Annotated in this window: 14 protein-coding genes; 9 read left to right on the forward strand and 5 right to left on the reverse strand. The window is 65.5% G+C overall.

The genetic code is table 11. From position 1 onward, the window contains the following. Positions 1 to 8: 8 nt before the first annotated feature. Entirely contained in the window at positions 9 to 179 is a 171-nt protein-coding gene (locus XH91_RS09350; protein WP_128950323.1) for a DUF1328 domain-containing protein, read from the forward strand. Positions 180 to 234: 55 nt separating this feature from the next. On the opposite strand, the gene XH91_RS09355 is transcribed toward XH91_RS09350, so the two are convergent. After that, complete coding sequence (locus tag XH91_RS09355) at positions 235 to 738, reverse strand: thioesterase family protein (protein WP_128950324.1); 504 nt, start codon at positions 736 to 738, stop codon at positions 235 to 237. A gap of 87 nt (positions 739 to 825) precedes the next feature. Here XH91_RS09355 and XH91_RS09360 point away from each other — a divergent pair, with 87 nt between their 5' ends. Both XH91_RS09360 and XH91_RS09365 read left to right on the forward strand, forming a co-directional pair. Further along, positions 826 to 2,250, forward strand: a complete 1,425-nt coding sequence (locus tag XH91_RS09360) for an FAD-binding oxidoreductase (RefSeq protein ID WP_128950325.1) — start codon at positions 826 to 828, stop codon at positions 2,248 to 2,250. A 52-nt stretch (positions 2,251 to 2,302) separates the two neighbouring features. Further along, a complete protein-coding gene (locus tag XH91_RS09365) occupies positions 2,303 to 2,665 on the forward strand; it encodes a hypothetical protein (protein ID WP_164933988.1) in 363 nt (120 codons plus the stop codon). Between the two features lie 6 nt (positions 2,666 to 2,671). Here the strand turns inward: XH91_RS09365 and XH91_RS09370 are convergent, their stop codons facing one another. From XH91_RS09370 to XH91_RS09380, 3 genes are all read right to left on the reverse strand, one after another. Beyond that, positions 2,672 to 4,336, reverse strand: a complete 1,665-nt coding sequence (locus XH91_RS09370; protein WP_128950327.1) for a SulP family inorganic anion transporter — start codon at positions 4,334 to 4,336, stop codon at positions 2,672 to 2,674. A 151-nt stretch (positions 4,337 to 4,487) separates the two neighbouring features. Then, positions 4,488 to 5,981: a caspase family protein gene (locus XH91_RS09375; protein ID WP_128950328.1), complete on the reverse strand. Its 1,494-nt coding sequence runs from the start codon at positions 5,979 to 5,981 to the stop codon at positions 4,488 to 4,490. A 146-nt stretch (positions 5,982 to 6,127) separates the two neighbouring features. Next, entirely contained in the window at positions 6,128 to 7,048 is a 921-nt protein-coding gene (locus XH91_RS09380) for a LysR family transcriptional regulator (protein ID WP_128950329.1), read from the reverse strand. A 95-nt stretch (positions 7,049 to 7,143) separates the two neighbouring features. Between XH91_RS09380 and XH91_RS09385 the strand changes: the two genes are divergently transcribed. The 4 genes from XH91_RS09385 (at position 7,144) to XH91_RS09400 (ending at position 11,805) form a co-directional block, all read left to right on the forward strand. Further along, a complete protein-coding gene (locus XH91_RS09385) occupies positions 7,144 to 7,587 on the forward strand; it encodes a DoxX family protein (protein WP_128950330.1) in 444 nt (147 codons plus the stop codon). Positions 7,588 to 7,922: 335 nt separating this feature from the next. Further along, complete coding sequence (locus XH91_RS09390) at positions 7,923 to 8,954, forward strand: TRAP transporter substrate-binding protein (RefSeq protein ID WP_128950331.1); 1,032 nt, start codon at positions 7,923 to 7,925, stop codon at positions 8,952 to 8,954. Positions 8,955 to 8,961: 7 nt separating this feature from the next. Then, on the forward strand, positions 8,962 to 10,815 hold the full coding sequence (locus tag XH91_RS09395; protein WP_164933989.1) for a TRAP transporter large permease: 1,854 nt from the start codon (positions 8,962 to 8,964) through the stop codon (positions 10,813 to 10,815). Between the two features lie 12 nt (positions 10,816 to 10,827). Then, positions 10,828 to 11,805, forward strand: a complete 978-nt coding sequence (locus XH91_RS09400; protein ID WP_128950333.1) for an NAD(P)-dependent oxidoreductase — start codon at positions 10,828 to 10,830, stop codon at positions 11,803 to 11,805. Between the two features lie 6 nt (positions 11,806 to 11,811). Here XH91_RS09400 and XH91_RS09405 read toward each other — a convergent pair whose 3' ends face one another. After that, positions 11,812 to 12,975 (reverse strand): ABC transporter substrate-binding protein, encoded by a 1,164-nt coding sequence (locus XH91_RS09405; protein ID WP_128950334.1) that lies wholly within the window; start codon positions 12,973 to 12,975, stop codon positions 11,812 to 11,814. 283 nt (positions 12,976 to 13,258) lie between these two features. Between XH91_RS09405 and XH91_RS09410 the strand changes: the two genes are divergently transcribed. Next, on the forward strand, positions 13,259 to 15,688 hold the full coding sequence (locus XH91_RS09410) for a bifunctional diguanylate cyclase/phosphodiesterase (RefSeq protein WP_128950335.1): 2,430 nt from the start codon (positions 13,259 to 13,261) through the stop codon (positions 15,686 to 15,688). Between the two features lie 260 nt (positions 15,689 to 15,948). Further along, the gene (locus XH91_RS09415) at positions 15,949 to 17,250 is read left to right on the forward strand and encodes an MFS transporter (protein WP_128950336.1); all 1,302 of its coding nucleotides are present in this window, start codon (positions 15,949 to 15,951) and stop codon (positions 17,248 to 17,250) included. Positions 17,251 to 17,330 lie beyond the last annotated feature (80 nt).

The raw sequence follows: 17,330 nt of genomic DNA on the forward strand, positions 1-17,330 counted from the left end.
GTTTCGCCATGCTGAGCTGGGTTGTGACGTTTCTGATTATCGCACTGATCGCCGGTATCCTGGGCTTTGGCGGCCTCGCCGGCGCATCGATCGAAATCGCCAAGATCATCTTCTTCGTCGCGGTGGTGCTGTTTTTGGTCTCGGCCGTGGTCGGCCTGGCGCGTGGCCGCAGAATCTAGCTGTGATATCCGCCTCTCCCCAATGGGGAGAGGTGGCCCACAGCGTCTGAGCAGCCTATCCCTTCGAGGGCATCGCCACGTTCCGACCGATACCCTGGGGCCGCGGCAAGGCGCTGTGCGCTCCGACGACAGCCGCGATGCGCTCGCGAATGTCGGGCGGAAAGGCCGCTACCTTTCGTGAGCCCATGTCGATGTGCAGCGACATGTTCTCCGAGGTGGCTGACAGCCAGCCTTCGGTCGCGTGACGCAGCTCCTGGAACGTATGCAGGCGCTTGTCGTCGGCATCCAGCAGCCAGACCGAGACCTCGACGGGATCGCCGAGATGAATTTCGCGCAAGTACCGCACATGGCATTCGGCGGTGAAAGTCGAGCCGTTGCGCTCCTTCATGTAGGTGGGCCCGATCCCGAGCTGCAGCCACATCTGGTCGATCGCCCGGTCGAACATCACGTTGTAATAGGCCATGTTGAGATGGCCGTTATAGTCGATCCATTGCGGCTCGATCTGCATGATCGAGGAGCGGAACGGTTCGGCAGGCTTCGAAGCGGCACTCTCCGGCATGTCTCATTCCCTGGCTATGCGTCCGGTCGCTTGACTTGACCGGTGAGATGTCCTTTGCCACGGTTTCTTCTGTCGGGAGGACGATCCGTGGGTACTGTTATCACCAATAAGCCGCCGCGGCCGGAGCCGAAAGCCCTTGCAAGCGCGCTGGAGCAGCTTGCCGCACGCTTCGGCAACCGCCTCATCACCTCGCAGGCCGTCCGCGAGCAGCACGGCCATACCACCACATGGATCGTCAACCAGCCGCCTGATGGCGTGGTGATGGCGCAGGAGACGGCCGATATCCAGGACGTGGTGCGGATCTGCGCGAAAACCGGCGTGCCCGTCATTCCGTTCGGCACCGGCACCTCGCTCGAGGGCCAGGTCAACGCGCCCGCCGGCGGCATCTCGATCGATTTGCGGGACATGAACAAGGTGCTCGCGGTTCATGCCGAGGATCTCGACTGCGTGATCCAGCCCGGCGTCACCCGCAAGGCGCTCAACAAGCATCTGCGCGACCAGGGTCTGTTCTTTCCGATCGATCCCGGCGCGGATGCCTCGCTCGGCGGCATGGCCTCGACCCGCGCCTCCGGCACCAATGCGGTGCGCTACGGCACCATGCGCGACAGCGTACTGGCGCTGAAGGTGGTGCGCGGCGACGGCGAGATCATCACCACGGGCACGCGCGCCAAGAAGTCGTCAGCCGGCTACGACCTGACGCATCTGTTCGTCGGCGCCGAAGGCACGCTCGGCATCATCTCCGAGCTGACCATCCGCCTGCGCGGCATTCCCGACACGATCGCGGCCGGTGCGGTGTCGTTCGCGTCGGTGCACGGCGCGTGTCAGGCGGTGATCCTCGCGATCCAGACCGGCATTCCCGTGGCGCGCATCGAGCTGCTCAACGCCGCGCAGGTCAAGGCCTGCAACGCCTATTCGAAGCTGACGCTGCCGGAGACGCCGCTGCTGCTGATGGAATTCCACGGCAGCGAGATCGAGGTCGCCGAGCAGTCCAAGGCCTTCGGCGAGATCGCAAAGGATTGCGGCGGCGGCGATTTCTCCTGGACCACCAAGCCGGAGGACCGCACGAAGCTTTGGCAAGCGCGGCACGATGCCTATTGGTCCGTCAAGGCGCTGCGGCCCGGCGACAGCATCGGCGTGGTCGCAACCGACGTCTGCGTGCCGATCTCGCGCCTTGCCGATTGCGTCAGCGAGACCGAGGAAGATCTCAAGCGCCTCAATTTGTTGTCGCCGATCGTCGGCCATGTCGGCGACGGCAATTTCCACTGCTCGCTGGTGTGCGACACCAACGATGCGGACGAGATGGCGCGCGGCGAGGAATTCATGCACCGCCTCGTCGAACGCGCTCAGGCGATGGACGGGACCTGCACGGGCGAGCACGGCATCGGCCAGGGCAAGCAGAAATACCTCAAGGCCGAGCTCGGCCCTGAAGCGCTCGATGCGATGCGTGCGCTGAAAAAGGCGCTCGATCCGCAGAACATCTTCAACCCCGGCAAGATCGTGCCGGAAGCGTAGCGCGCAGCGCCGCCATTCGTTTATGCTCGCTCCGTCACGGCGGAGCGATGCAATGCGGTGGTTCGCGCGCAAAACGCGAATGGACATCTGGGACCAAGCGATCGAGTGGCCGCTCGGCGACATCGAGGCCGCCGCGCGTATCCGTGCCATCTGTGACGCTGCGGCCCAGAGCGCCATCGCTAGTGCGCGAAACGACAAGGGCGAGAGTGCTCGTTATGAGCGCGCCGCGAAGGTCGCGATGGAGATCGCGATGAAGATCTCCGACGGCCTGATGCGCGACGACGCGGTGCATCGCATCGTCAATCTCTGCATGACGGCGAACGACCTCAAGACGGCCCAGATCCTGTTCCGCGCGATCCACACCAACTGGATCCGCGAAACGGCGCAGCGGGATCACCCGGCGCTGGTGCAGTAACAGCGGCTATTTCGCGAGCTTGTGCACGGCCTCGTCGACGCTATGGAAGACGTGCTCCTTGGGCAGGACGTCGAACAGCCTGAACCGCTCGAAGGCGTCCTGCGCCCGCACCGATTCCAGCCGCGCCAGCGCCACCGTGACGCCTTGCGCATTGCACACCTTGAAGACGTCGAGCAGGATCTGCGCGGCGGTGAAGTCGATCTCGACCATGCCGCTCGCCTCCAGCACCAGCAATTGCGGTGCCGTCGTTCCCAGAACCTTGGTCACGTCGCTGCGAAAGCCCGGCGCGTTGAGGAAGGACAGCGGCGCCTGCAGCCCGATCACGGCGACGCCTGCGACGCGCTCGCCGGTGATGTGCGGATGCGCGGGCCACCAGATCGTGGTGCCCGGCACGCGCTCGAACTCGACGAGCCTGGCGCGCGTCGTGCTCCAGATGCCGTGCAGCAGCGACAGCACGATGCCGAGGAAGGCACCCTGCTGGATCGGCAGCACGATGATCAGCGCGGCGGTGGCGACGATCAGCAGGAACTCGCTGAACGATTGACGATAGATCGTGACGATCTGCTTGGTCCGGATGATCCGCAGCGCCACGAACAGCAGGATGCCGCCGAGCGCAGCGTCCGGCACATGGCGCAGCAAACCCGTACCAAACGCGAGCAGCAACAGCACGATCACGGCCGCCGCCAGGCCAGCGAGTTGCGATTGCCCGCCGGTCTCGGCGACGATGCCTGTGCGCGGCGGGCTGGCATTGACCGGAAACGCGCCGAACAGGCCCGACAGCACGCTGCCGGCGCCGGCACCGAGGAAGTCGCGGTCGACGTCCGCGGGCTTGTCAGGGTCGGACGGGAAGGACCGTGTCGTCGCCGCGGTCTGGACCATCACCACGACCGTGATGACGAAGGCGAGGGGCACCAGGTGGACCCATTGCTCCGGCGCGAGCATGGGCAGGGTCGGTCGCGGCAGCGTGCCCGGCACCGTGCCGACCACGTTGACGCCCTTGCTCTCGAGGCCAAGTCCTGTTGTGGCCAGCGTCGCGCCGACGAGGCCGATCAGCGCGCCGGGAATTTTTGCGCTGATCTTCTCGGAGATGAAGACCACGGCGAGTACGCCGAAGCCGATGCAGAACGTGATGGGATTGGTGCGCCCGAGCTCGGTCGCGAGCACGCCGATGCGGTCGAGCGTCGGACCACCAGGCGCGTCCAGTCCCAGCACACCAGGCAATTGCGACACGATGATGTGGACGGAGATGCCGGCGAGAAAGCCGACCATGACAGGCATCGACAGCAGGTTGGCGATGCCGCCGAGCCGAAACGCGCCGCCCGCGAGCATCATCGCGCCGACCATCAGCGCGAGCGCGACTGCAAGCCCCTGATATTCGGGCGAGCCAGCTGCCAGCGCCGCAAGGCCGCCGGCGAAGATCGGGGTGATCGTGGAATCGGCGCCGCAGGACAGGAAGCGATTGCCGCCGAGCAGCGCAAAGCCGAGCGATCCCGCCATGAAGGCGAAGAAGCCGATCTGCGGCGCGAAGCCGCCGAGCCGCGCGGTCGCCATCTGCTCGGGGATCGCGATCGCCGCCAAAGTCAGCCCGGCCATGAGATCGCCGGGCAGGGCATAGGACGCGAGCGATCGAAACAGCGGCCATGAGTTCTTGGCGTGAGCGTCTTGCGGCATCGATATCGAATCCCCGGAAAAGGCGTGTCGGCCGATCAGACTACAGCATTTCCAGGTTGGAGGGCGGCGGACAGTGACGGCTCTGCCCCATTAACAGAAATGTCCGCAAGTAGTACTTGCGGACATCAGTGCCTATTGCAGCGGGGTAACCTCAGTATCTGGTGCCGCGGTTGTAGTCGCCATGTCCCATCTCTCCGCCACGGCCTCCGCCGCCCATGCCCATTCCCATGCCAATCCCGACACCGATGCCGATGCCTTGCATCACGGCGGCGGGCGGCGGTCCTGAGGGCGGCGGAGCGTGCTCGACCACGACCTCGTCAGGCGGCGGCCGGCGCTTCGGCGGCGTGTCGACGACCTTTCGCTTCGGCGGCGTGTCGTCGACGCGCTTCTTGATGATGGGGGCGACCGTCGGGTTGATCGGCGTCGTCGCCGGCGGCGTCGGTGCCGAGCACGGGCAGGTCGGTGCCATGGCGACGGCGACCGGGACCGCAGCGGCGGCAACCGGCAGGACAAAATTGCGGTTCTGCACGCGCAGCAGCAGCCGGCGCGCGGTCGCGGCGAGATCGCTGTTGTCCCAGTTCGCCAGATAAGCCTCAAAGGAGGCGCGGGTGTTGATCGCCACCGCGCGGTCCCACGCCAGCATCTGGCGCCGCCGTTCCATGACGGTGCGCAGGCGCGGCGTGCGGGTGTCTTGCACGTAGAGCTCGATATAGGCCTGATAGGCTTCCACCGTGTCGTCGGCGATCACGAGATCATAGGCGACCTTGGCATCCTTGCCCTGCAAATCCTTGCGCCAGTCCGCGACGCTGCGCGGGGTGCTCGCGAGCGCCATCGCGTTTGCGCCCGGTGCAGGCGGCTGGGCGCTGCTCTCGCCGAAGAATTTGAAGTCGGTCGTCAGCGAGGAGCTTTCCCAGGGAATCTGACGCCCGTCGGTCGACTGCGCCACCGCGATGCGGATGCGCTTGAACACTTCCTCGATCGGGACGTTCGGTTGCTTCGCAACCGTCAGCGCCGCCGTGGTGTAGGGACTGTCGGCCCCGGAGCCGTCCTCGGCTTCGGCGCCGGGTGAGGTCGAGTAGGAGATGAACGAGCCGGGCGCGCCGGCCTTGGTGTCGACGATGGCAAGCCCGTGGCCGGCGCCCGAGAGCGCCGGGAACGGGTTGTTGCGGCACGCATCGAGCATGAAGATGCGCGCCCGTGTCGGCAGCGCGCCGAGCGTGTTGAGCAGATCGTTCAGCCGCACGCCCTGCAGCGGAATGTCAGCCTCACGCTTGGGATCGAGATCGACGGGCACGAGATAGTTCTCGCCGTCGATCTGCAGGCCGTGACCGGCGTAGAACACCAGCGCCACGGTGTCGGCGCCGCTGGCGCTGACCTTGCCGGCGAAATCCGAGATCGCCTGGCGCATCTCGTTCTGCGCGAGGTTCGGTGCTGCCGTGACGGTGAAGCCGGCATTGCCGAGCAGCTCGGCCATGCCCTTGGCGTCATTGGCAGCGTTGGGCAGCTCCGGCACCGTGCGATAGGCGGACTGGCCGATCACCAGCGCAAGCCGGGCTTCGGCTGCGGCTTGCGTCGGCGTCATCAATTGCGTGAGTGCGAGCAGGCCGGAGGCAAGGATCAAATTGCAAAGGACTGGACGGCGCATGGTGTCACCTCCATTGGCAATGGGCGCGAGGATGTCACCTTTTCTAGTCGTCCGCCATTGCCCTGTCTGTGCGCTAGCTCACGCTCTCGCGTGCGGCAAAATGGGGCAGGAGGTCTGCCGGAGATGACGCATCACGCCCTGCGATGTCAGAACAATCCGCGGTCCCACGGCGGATCAGGTGCAAAACGCGCGGCGAGGAAATCGATGAAGGCGCGCACTTTCGCCGGCGGACGACGATCGGGCAGGTAGACCGCATGCACCGCGGACGACTGCATCTCCGGCTGGTCGAGCGGCAACGCGACCAGCGTGCCGGCGCGCAAATCGTCGGCGACGATGAAGGTCGGCTGCCGCGCGAGGCCAAGGCCGGCCAGCGTCGCCGCGCGCAGCGCATCGCCGTTGTTGGCGCGCAGATTGCCCGAAACCTGGACGCGGATCTCGCCATCCGCGCCGAACAGCCATTCCGCCGCGCTGGCCTGCTGCGACAGCGTGTAGCCGAGGCAATTATGCGCGGCGAGGTCGGCGACGCTGCGCGGCGTGCCGTGCTTGGCGAGATACGACGGCGCAGCGCAGACCACCAGGCGGTTTGGCGCGAGCTTGCGCGCCACCATGCTGGAGTCGCGCAGTTTGCCGATGCGGATCGCGAGGTCCCAGCCTTCCTCGGCGAGATCGACCAGACGGTCGTTGAGGCCGAGCTCGATCGTGACCTCGGGGTGACGCTCCGAGAAGTCGGCAATGAGCGGTGCGATCTGGCGTGTGCCGAACACGACGGGCCCATTGACCCGCAGCGAGCCGCGCGGCTCGACGCGCTCGCGCGCGACCGCGGCGTCAGCCGTCTCCATGTCGGCAAGGATGCGCTCCGAGGATTCCAGATAGAGCCGGCCGGCCTCGGTGATCGACAGCCGCCGTGTGGTGCGGTGGAACAGCTTGATGCCGAGCCGCGCCTCCAGCGAGGCGACATGCTTGGTCACCATGGTCTGCGACAGGCCCATCGCCCGGGCCGCGCCTGACAGGCTGCCGTTCGCCGCCACCTTGGCGAAGACTTCCAGGCTGGTCAGGCGGTCGAGCATTCATTTCACTCTATCAGTGTGAAGTATAATTCCAAAATAGCAGATTATCATTCGTCTGAGAATAGATCATACGTCGCACAACAATGGAGACCGCTATGATCGATTCCCGTACCGCCCCCTATGCCGCGCTGGTGCTGCGTGTGGCCTTGGGCGTTCTGTTCCTGGCCCATGCCAGTCTGAAACTGTTCGTTTTCACCCCCGCCGGGACTGCAAAGTTCTTCGGCAGCCTGGGTTTCCCGCCCGAACTGGCCTACCTCGTGATGACTGTGGAAGTTCTCAGCGGCATTGCCCTGATCCTCGGCGTCTGGACCCGCTATGCCGCGCTGGCAGGCATCCCGGTTCTGCTCGGCGCGATCTTCACGGTGCACGCAGCAGCGGGCTTCTTCTTCACCAACCCGAAGGGCGGTTGGGAATTCCCCGCCTTCTGGGCGATTGCGCTGGCCGCGCAGGCGCTGCTCGGCGATGGCGCCTTCGCGCTGCGGCCCTCGCGCGATGTCGAGGCGGCGAGCGGACAGCTGAGCGTCGCGCCGTCGCGCTGATTTCATCGTTCATTGGATTGCGGAAGCTGCGGGATCCCGGTCCCGCAGCTTTTTGCTGCGTGCCCATCAATCTGCGTTCGGCATTGATCCATGCCTGAATTGGATCGATCTGCGTCAATCTTGCATGGAAGCCGTTCGGCCGCGTTGCGGCATGAGCGAAAACCTCGGGAAACATAGGCGTTGCGCTCGAATCTGTGCCGTCGCGCCCGCCGCTTGCGCGCACATCGCGCGCGGCTGCAAGCCTTGCCTGCCCCGTCGCTTTGGCCGTACTCTCCGCGCAACAGGCCATGGCAACGACCGTGGCCAGCAAACAAAAAATATTGGGGAGAGACACCATGACCCTCGTGCCCGTCAGCCGTCGCACGTTCATCAAGTCGTCGACGGCGCTGACCGCCGGCCTCGTGCTCTCTCCCGCCATCATCGGCCGCGCTGAGGCGGCGACGCTGAAGCTGAAATGCTCCTCCTCGCTGCCGAACGATCCCAAATTCGCCAACGGCCGCGTCTACTACGACAACCTCGTGAAGCAGATCAAGGCCAACGGTCTCGGCGAGCAGGTCGAGGTCGCCTTCTTCCCCGACAACCAGCTCGGCCAGGAAATCGACGTCATCAATTCGGTCAAGCTCGGCGTCATCGATCTCATGATCTCGGGCTCGTCGATCTCGGCCAATCTGGTGCCGCTGGTCGGCACCTACGATCTCGGCTTTCTGTTCGCGAGCTTCCCGCAGCAGACCAAGGCGTTCGACGCGGGTGCGGCCAAGCCGATCGAGGACGCGCTGCTCAAGGGCAGCAACATCCGCATCATCGCCTGGGCCTATAATTTCGGCTCGCGCAGCGTGCTCGCGAAGAAGGCGGTGAAGACGCCCGAGGATCTCGCCGGCCTCAAGATCCGCACCCTGCCCAATCCCGTCATCACCGAATGCCTGCGCCTGATGGGCGCCGCCGCGACGCCGCTGGCGTTCGGCGAAATCTACACGGCGCTGCAGGCCGGCGTGCTCGACGGCCTCGAGCACGATCCGCCGACCATCCTCGCCAGCAAGTTCTACGAGACGGCAAAGTTCTACGCGCTGACGCAGCACAATTTCTCGCCGCTCGCGGTCTATTTCAGCGATATGACGTTCAACCGCATGGATCCGAAGCTGCGCGAAGGCTTCCTCGACGCCGCGAAGAAGGCCGCGGCCGACACGCGAACCCATGGGCTTGCGGTCGAGAAGGAGGCGCTCGCGGCCTTGACCGAGAAGGGCGTGACGGTCGCCGAATGCGACCGCGAGGCCTTCAAGAAGCGTGTCGCGCCGCAGACCGAAAACTTCATCAAGGCGCGGCCGGAGTCCAAAGCCGTCATCGACATCATCCGCTCGACGCAAGCCTGAGATGGCGATGACAGAAGCCGTGCCGCTCTCGGGCGCGCGCCATGGGAGCATTGCCCTGCTGCTTCGTTGCAGCGACGCGATCGCGGCCATTCTGCTGGCTGCCGACCTCGCGGTCGTGTGCGGCTCGGTGCTGCTACGTTTCTTCTTCAACGCGCCGGTCGAATGGTCCGATGACGTCGCGCGCGGATTGATGGTCGGATCTGCCTTCTTCGGCGCGGCCAGCGCGCTTGCGCGCGGCGAGAATGTCGGCGTCTCCTTCTTCCGCGATCTGATGCCGGGACGGCTGCGCACGCTGGTCGATGCCGCAAGCAGCCTGCTTGTCGTGCTGATCTCGGGCTATGTCGCCTACAACGCCGTCAAGCTGGGCTCGCTGACATCAGGACAGACCACCGGCTCAGGCCTGCCGCTGGAGCTCACCTTCTATCCCATGGGCATCGGCGCGCTGTTCATGACGGTGTTCGCGATCGATCATCTCTGCGCGCGGCCGCTCCCGGACATTGCCAGGGGCCTCGTTGCTGTCGCTGCGGTCACCGGCCTCTATCTCGCCTGGGATTATCTGTCGCCATCCTCGGTGCCCTCGGCAGGCGCGCTGATGCTGATCGGCTTCTTCGCGACGCTGTTCGGCGGCCTGCCGATCGGTTTTGCGCTGGCGCTGGCCGCGCTGATCTTCATCTGGGTCGAGGGCGCGCTGCCCGGCGTCATCTTCGCCCAGCAGATGGCGCGCGGCATCGACAATTTCGTGCTGCTCGCGATCCCGTTCTTCATCCTGGTCGGCTACCTCATGGAAGCCAATGGCATGTCGGTGCGGCTGATCGAGCTGCTGCAGCGCGCGGTCGGCCGCATGCGCGGCGGCCTGAACGTCGTGATGGTGGCCTCGATGGTGCTGTTCTCGGGCATATCGGGCTCGAAGATGGCCGATGTCGCCGCGGTCGGCTCGGTGCTGATCCCGGCAGCGCGCCGCTCCAGGCAGAATCCCGGCAGCGCGGTGGCGCTGCTCGCGGCATCCGCGGTGATGGCGGAGACCATTCCGCCCTGCATCAACCTGATCATTCTGGGCTTTGTCGCAAACCTCTCGATCGGCGGCCTGTTCATGGCGGGCCTGCTGCCCGCGGCGCTGATGGCGGCCGTGCTGATCGCCTTCTCGATCATATCAGGCAAGACGCCCGATGACGTCGAGGAGGTCGAGCCGCAGGTCCCGGTCTCGGGCCTGTGGAGCGGCGCGATCGCCTCGTTCGGCCTGATCTTCATGATCTTCTTCGGCTTCAAGAGCGGCTTTGCCACGGCCACGGAAATCTCCGCCTTCGCCGTGGCCTATGCGCTTGTCATCGGCGGCGTGGTGTTCCGCGAGCTTGGCGTCAGATCGGCGGCGCAGTGTTTCGTGCAGGCGGCGACGCGCGCCGGGCTGGTGCTGTTCATCGTCGCCGCGGCGCAGTCGCTGGCTTTCACGCTGACCTTGCAGCAGGTGCCGCACGCCGTCGGCGACTTCATGCTGGGTCTGTCCAAGACCTCGGGCACCTGGCTGTTCATCCTGCTCGCGATCGCCGTGCTGATCGTGATGGGCTCGGTGCTCGAAGGGGCGGCCGCGCTGATCATCTTCGGGCCGCTGCTGTTGCCAGTCGCAGTGCAGCTCGGCATCGATCCCCTGCATTTCGGTGTCGTGCTCGTCATTGCGATGGGCGTCGGCCTGTTCGCACCGCCGCTCGGACTGGGACTCTACGGTGCCTGCCTGATCGGCAACGTGCCGATCGAGCAGACGGTGAAGCCGATCCTCGGCTATCTCGGCCTGTTGTTCCTCTGCCTGCTCGTCATCGCCTTCGTGCCATGGCTAAGCACCGCCTTGCCGCGCGCGTTTGGCTATTGAGGGAGTGTTGCCGTGAAAGTCCTGCTGGCCCATACGCCGGAGATGCGCCGCAATTACTACGGCGATCGCAGCCTGAACGGCCTGCGCGCCATCGCCGATGTGATCCTGCACGAAGGCGACCAGGCGCTTGATGCGGCGGGCCTCGTCAATGCGGCCAAGGACGCAGACATCATCGTCGCCGATCGCATGACCGAGGGCCGCGGCGAAATTTTTGCGCAATTGCCGCGCCTGCGCGCCTTCGTGCGCTGTGCCGTCGATATCAGGAACGTCGATGTCGACGCCGCCTCGCAAGCCGGTGTGCTGGTGACGCGGGCCGGTCCCGGCTTCGTCCAGGCGGTCGCCGAGCTCGCGGTCGGCTTCATGGTCGATTTGTCGCGCGGCGTGTCGCGAGCCACGGCCGACTACCACGCCGGCCGCAAGCCGGAGGCCCGGATGGGCCGGCAACTCGCCGGCAGCACGATCGGCATCATCGGTTATGGCAGCATCGGGCGCTACCTCGCCGAGATCGCCAAAGTGATGCGTATGCAGGTGCTGGTGGCCGATCCCTTCGCTGAGGTCAACGACAGCGCGATCCGGCAGCTCACGCTCGACGAGCTTCTCGCGGCATCGGATTACGTCGTCTGCCTGGCCATCGCCAACGAGCAGACCGAGAAGCTGATCGGAGAGGCGGCGCTGGCACGCATGCAGAAGCACGCCGTCTTCATCAACCTCTCACGCGGCAATCTCGTCGACGAGGCGGCACTCGCCAAGGCACTGCTGGAGAACCGGATTGCCGGCGCGGCAATGGATGTCGGCCGCGCGGCCGACCAGATGCCGACGCCGGAGCTGGCAAAATTCCCTGATGTCATCGCCACGCCGCATGTCGGCGGCCTGACGCCGCAGGCGATCGAATATCAGTCGCTGGAGACGGTGCGGCAGGTCGAGGCGATCATCAAGGGCGGGGCGCCGCAGGGAGCCGTCAACGCCGAACGTTGGACGCGGCGGTCGTGAACCGACTTACAGCCGGTCGATCGGCTTGAACGTCCCGTCCTTCTGGATCACCGTCAAGAACACCTTTGGCGGCGTCTCAAGGGCGCGCGCGCCGACAGTGACGATGCTGCCGCTGATGTCAAAGCGGCCGGTATCGTTGATCGTGCGAAGCAGGCCGGCGCGGGTCGGATTCGGCCCGGCTTTTTCCAGCGCTGCCGCCACGAGGCGACCGGAGAGATAACCCTCGAGTGCCACGAAGTCCGGTGCCAGCGTCGGATCGAACGCGGCCTGCGCCGCCTGGTAGTCGGCCACGAGCTTGATCGAACGATCCCAGGGGAACGGCACGACCTGGGCGACGACGACGCCGTCGCCATCAGGGCCGAGCTCCTTGGCGAGCGCGGTGGCGCCGACGAAGGAGATGCTGACGAAGGTCGGATAGACGCCGCTGCGGTGCGCGAGCTTGATGAATTCTGCACTCGGGCCATAGGTCCCGACCATGACGATCGCCTCGGGCTCGGCGCGCTTGATCGTGCGCCAGGCCCCGCCGACCGCGCGGGTGTTGCGTTCGAAGGTGCCTTCGACGGCGAGCTCGAGGCCGCGCTTGGCGAGCGCGTTCTTCACGCCCTTGAGGCCGTCACGACCGAAGGAATCGTCCTGGTAGAAGATGCCGATGCGGGTGAAATGACGATCCTCGGTGAGGTGCCTGACGATGGTCTCCGTCTCCGCGCTGTAACTGGCGCGGATGTTCACGACATTCGTCAGTTCGAGGTCGCGCAGGAGCGCGGCCCCGCTAAGCGGTCCGATGAATGGCACCTCGCGAGCGCTCGTGATCGGGATCGTCGCCATCGCAGTCGGTGTCCCCACCGCGCCGATCAGCGCGAACACCTTGTCGTCATCGATCAGCCGTAGCGTCTGGACCACCGAACGATCAGGATCGTAGCCGTCGTCGCGGCTGATGAGCTGGAGCTTGCGGCCGTGAATGCCGCCTTTGGCGTTGACTTCGTTGAACGCCGCGACGATGCCGTGCCGCATGCGTTGACCGAGTTGGGAGGAAGGACCTTCGAGCGCCGCAGCCTGGCCGAACAGGATGGCGTCCTTGCTGACGCCGACCTCGTCGGCTCTTGCCGTCGGTGTTGCGGCCAGCAACGCGGCGGCAAGCGCGATGCCTAGCGCTGCGCGCAATGGTTTCATGGGAGAGTTCGCCGGATGCTGAAAGACGCGGCCACAATAGGCGCGCGGGCTGAACAGGGCGCTAACTGGCCTCGAGAAGATGATCCGTAGGACTCCGGGTAAGAGCGGCAATTGGCCACCAGATTGCGGGAACGCGCGGATCAATCGTTAACTACACCGCGCAATGCGCGGCGGCTCGGTTCCAATGTTGTGCAGTTCTTAACCCCGTTCCTTGTCCGATAGTTGCCACGGCGGCTCAACCCTAGGTACGGCGGCCGCGCCGAGGGGACGTTTCGGAATCAAGATGGGCGATCGCGATCAGACCGATCAGGATCGAAGGGGTTTGGCTGGACGGTGGCGTGTTACGGCGCTGCTCGGCCTCCATCGCCCTGCGCTGGTCGCGGCTGCCCTTGGACTGCTGTTCTCGCTTGCGGGCGCCGCGGCGGTGGCGCGCTGGGAAGACCGCGTCAACAGGATCGAATTCGAGAACGCGGCCGAGACGCAAGCCATCGTCATGCAGAACGGCATGAACGAATATATCAGCCGGCTCGTGGCGCTGCGCACCCTGTTCGAATCCTCCAACGAGGGCGTCACCCGCAGCGAGTTCGAGACGTTCAGCGGCAAGCTGTTCGAACGTTACCCCGGCCTGCTGCGGATCGGCTGGCTGCCGCGGATCACCCGCAAGGAGCGCGCCGAATACGAGGCCGCCGCGATTGCCGATGGCGTATCCGGCTATCACATCAAGGCGCTCGAAAGCGGCGACTTCGTCACTGCGCCGCAGGGCCAGGAATACTTCCCGATCTTCTACTCGACGCAGGCCAAGACATCGCGTGTCTACGGCATGGACTATATGAGCGTGCCCGACCGCAGGGCCGCGCTCGAGCGTGCCAGGGACAATGACCAGATTGCCGCGCTCCGCACCAAACTCTATGCCCGGAGCGGCGCCGGCCAATTGCCGAACGTATTCGTGATCGTGCCCGTCTACGCCAAGGGAACCTCGCGCGACACCGTCGCCGACCGCCGCCGCAACATCTCGGGCTTCGTTGTCGGCATCTTCGACCTGCCTCTGCTGATGCAGGCCATCCGCGTCAGGACCGGTGCGAGTCCGGCGGTCAGTGTCAACGTCTATCAACCCTATAGCGCGCGCATCATCAGCCTGGAGGGCATGCTGCCCGACTACGCCTCCGCAGCGGATGCACCGCAGTCGATGCGCGACGTCGCGCGTGGCCGGCACTGGTCGGGCGGCCTCAAGATCGGCGACGCCGATTGGCAGGTGCGGGCAATCCCGACGGCCGGCGGCCCGCTGGAGACAAGCTATGATCGCGCGGGCGCCGTGCTGACGGTCGGCATGCTGCTGACGTTGTCGCTGTCGATCTATCTGATGCTCGCCAGCCGCAACTCGCGGCGGCTGTCGCTGGCCAACCGGCGCGTGCTGGAGCTGGCGCAGACCGACGTGCTGACCGGATTGCCGAACCGAGCTTTCTTCCTGGCCCGGCTCGACGAGCTGAACGGTCAGCTGGAGCACGGCGGCTGGTCCTTCTCGATCCTGATGCTCGACCTCGACCGCTTCAAGAACGTCAACGATTCCCTCGGTCATGGCGCCGGCGATGCGCTGCTGCGCCTGGTGGCGCAGCGGCTGAAATCCGCGGTGCGCGCCACCGACGTGCTGGCGCGGCTCGGCGGCGACGAATTCGCCATCATCCAGGAGGGCTGCGAGGATCAGCGCGCCTCTTCGACCGAACTGGCGGCGCGGATCGCCAAGCTCGTCGCCGAGCCATTCCTGCTGCCCGGACATCGCGTCGAGATCGGCACCAGCATCGGCATTGCCGTCGCACCGGATCACGGCAGCGACCAGGAGCAATTGCTGAAGAAGGCAGACCTTGCGCTCTATCGCTCGAAATCGGTCGGCCGCAACTGCTTCACCATCTACGACGAGGCGATGTCGGCCGAGCTCGAAGCGCGCAACACGCTGGAAGGAGACCTGCGCGACGCCATCGCGCTCTGCCAGCTCGAGGTGCATTACCAGCCGTTCATGGACGTCAGCGCCGGCGTGCGGCGCGGCTTCGAGGCGCTGGTGCGCTGGCGGCATCCGACCCGCGGCCTGATCCCGCCGGATCAGTTCATCGCGCTCGCCGAGGAGACCGGTCTGATCGTGCCGCTCGGCGAATTCGTGCTGCGTCGCGCCTGTGCGGATGCGGCGGCATGGCCGTCCGACCTGATGGTCGCGGTGAATCTCTCGCCGATCCAGTTCAAGGAAGCCGATCTGTTCGACGTCATCAGCGCGGCGCTGGGCGATTCCGGCCTGGCGCCGCAGCGGCTGGAGATCGAGATCACCGAATCCGTCCTGTTGGAGCGCGGCACCGAGAACCATGCTTTCACGGAGCGGCTGAAGAGCATCGGCGTCGAGCTCGCGCTCGACGATTTCGGCACCGGCTATTCCTCTCTGAGCTATCTCACCGCATTCCCATTCGACAAGATCAAGATCGACAAATCGTTCATCCGCAATCTCACGCACCAGCCGCGCTCCTCCGCGATCATCTCCTCGATCGTGACACTGGCGCGCGGGCTCGACATGTCGGTCACCGCCGAAGGCGTCGAGACAGTGGAGGAGTTCGAGCGACTGAAGGCGCTCGGCGTCAATTTCGCGCAAGGCTATCTGTTCGGCCGCCCGCTGCCGATCGACCAGATCGAGCTCGACCGGCCCGCCGAAGGCTCGCAGCGCGACGCCGCCTGAGAACCATTCCCGTCATCCTGAGGTGCGCGTCCTGCAACGCAGGACGAGCCTCGAAGGACGACGGCCAAGCTGCACCAGGGCCGTGCATCCTTCGAGGCTCTTGATGGGACGCGATGCGTCCCCTCAAGCGCGCCTCAGGATGACGGAGTGAATATACGGCGACCCCACGAGGACAGACCGCGCCGTCCGCCTCAAAAAGCGCTTGACCTTCGCCGTCCCAGATGGTCCGAAAGCCTGTCTGGGGATGAAATAAAAACAAAATGCGGCTTCCGTTCTTCTACGGCTGGGTCGTGGTTGCGGTGACGTTCGTCACCATGGCGATCGGCGTCAACGCGCGCACCTCCTTCTCGCTGTTCTTTCCGCCGATCATTGCCGAGTTCGGCTGGGAGCGCGGCGTGACTGCGGGCGCGTTCTCGTTCGGCTTCATAGCGTCCGCTGTGGCCAGCCCGCTGATCGGACGGCTGATGGACCGCGCCGGACCGCGCGCGGTGATGGAGCTCGGCGTGTTGCTGATGGGCGGCGGGCTGCTGCTCGCGCCGCTGACCAGCCAACCCTGGCATCTCTATCTGACGATCGGCGTCATGGTCGGCGCCGGTTCCGTGTGCCTCGGCTATTCCGGCCAGTCGCTGTTCCTGCCGAACTGGTTCATCCGCAAGCGCGGCTTTGCCATCGGCATTGCCTTTGCCGGGGTCGGCATCGGGTCGGTCACGCTGCTGCCTTGGGTGCAGCATCTGATCGAGCAGACCGGCTGGCGCACCGCTTGCACCGCGATGGGCCTGATGATCCTGGTCGTGCTGGCGCCGATCAATCTGCTTCTGCACAAGCGCCCCGAAGACATCGGCCTGCAGCCCGATGGCGACGCCGCGCCACTCACGGGCGCCGCAAAGCCGCTCTCCAACATCGTCGATCCCGACTGGGTTGCGATCGACTGGACGCTGAAGCGGGCGGTTGCGACGGCGCGCTTCTGGTGGATCGCGCTCGGTTATTTCTGCGGCCTGTACATCTGGTACGCGGTGCAGGTGCACCAGACCAAATTCTTGCTCGACATCGGCTTCAGCCCGAGCGTTGCGGTCTGGGCGCTCGGGGCCGTCAGCCTGCTTGGCATTCCCGGCCAGATCTTCCTCGGCCATATCTCCGACCGGATCGGGCGGGAATGGGTCTGGGCCATCAGCTGCGCCGGTTTCGCGCTCTGTTTCGCAGCGCTGATGGCGCTGAAATACCAGCCGTCGTTCTGGCTGGTCTGGCTGATGGTGTTCACGCAAGGCGCGCTCGGTTACGGGCTCACCTCGATCATGGGCGCAGTGGTGTTCGAGATTTTTGGCGGACGCCACCAGGGTAGCATCTTCGGGATGATCATGCTCGCAGCATTGGCGGGTGGCGCGGCCGGCCCCTGGTTGACCGGCCTGCTCTACGATCGCACCGGCGACTACACACTCGCGTTTGGCATTGCCATCATCGTCAGCCTCCTCTCGGCGGTGGCGGTCTGGCGGGCCTCGCCGGGCAAGGTGCGGGCCGTTGCCGGCCGGCTGCACACGCTGCAGGCGGGGACTGGCGGGGAATAGGTTCCACTCGCACTGGATTACCTCTGCAGCTTTCGCGGAATGTTAAGCATGTCGCGGCTTGGCCGAATGCGGGCCGGTTG

This window comes from Bradyrhizobium guangzhouense, assembly GCF_004114955.1.
GTDB lineage: Bacteria > Pseudomonadota > Alphaproteobacteria > Rhizobiales > Xanthobacteraceae > Bradyrhizobium > Bradyrhizobium guangzhouense.

Bases quoted from the DNA above. Each gene is read 5' to 3' on its own strand.
- XH91_RS09350 (WP_128950323.1), top strand. From the start codon at position 9: ATGCTGAGCTGGGTTGTGACGTTTCTGATTATCGCACTGATCGCCGGT.
- XH91_RS09355 (WP_128950324.1), bottom strand. From the start codon at position 738: ATGCCGGAGAGTGCCGCTTCGAAGCCTGCCGAACCGTTCCGCTCCTCG.
- XH91_RS09405 (WP_128950334.1), bottom strand. From the start codon at position 12,975: ATGAAACCATTGCGCGCAGCGCTAGGCATCGCGCTTGCCGCCGCGTTG.
- XH91_RS09385 (WP_128950330.1), top strand. From the start codon at position 7,144: ATGATCGATTCCCGTACCGCCCCCTATGCCGCGCTGGTGCTGCGTGTG.
- XH91_RS09390 (WP_128950331.1), top strand. From the start codon at position 7,923: ATGACCCTCGTGCCCGTCAGCCGTCGCACGTTCATCAAGTCGTCGACG.
- XH91_RS09415 (WP_128950336.1), top strand. From the start codon at position 15,949: ATGCGGCTTCCGTTCTTCTACGGCTGGGTCGTGGTTGCGGTGACGTTC.
- XH91_RS09365 (WP_164933988.1), top strand. From the start codon at position 2,303: ATGCGGTGGTTCGCGCGCAAAACGCGAATGGACATCTGGGACCAAGCG.
- XH91_RS09370 (WP_128950327.1), bottom strand. From the start codon at position 4,336: ATGCCGCAAGACGCTCACGCCAAGAACTCATGGCCGCTGTTTCGATCG.
- XH91_RS09380 (WP_128950329.1), bottom strand. From the start codon at position 7,048: ATGCTCGACCGCCTGACCAGCCTGGAAGTCTTCGCCAAGGTGGCGGCG.
- XH91_RS09395 (WP_164933989.1), top strand. From the start codon at position 8,962: ATGACAGAAGCCGTGCCGCTCTCGGGCGCGCGCCATGGGAGCATTGCC.
- XH91_RS09375 (WP_128950328.1), bottom strand. From the start codon at position 5,981: ATGCGCCGTCCAGTCCTTTGCAATTTGATCCTTGCCTCCGGCCTGCTC.
- XH91_RS09410 (WP_128950335.1), top strand. From the start codon at position 13,259: ATGGGCGATCGCGATCAGACCGATCAGGATCGAAGGGGTTTGGCTGGA.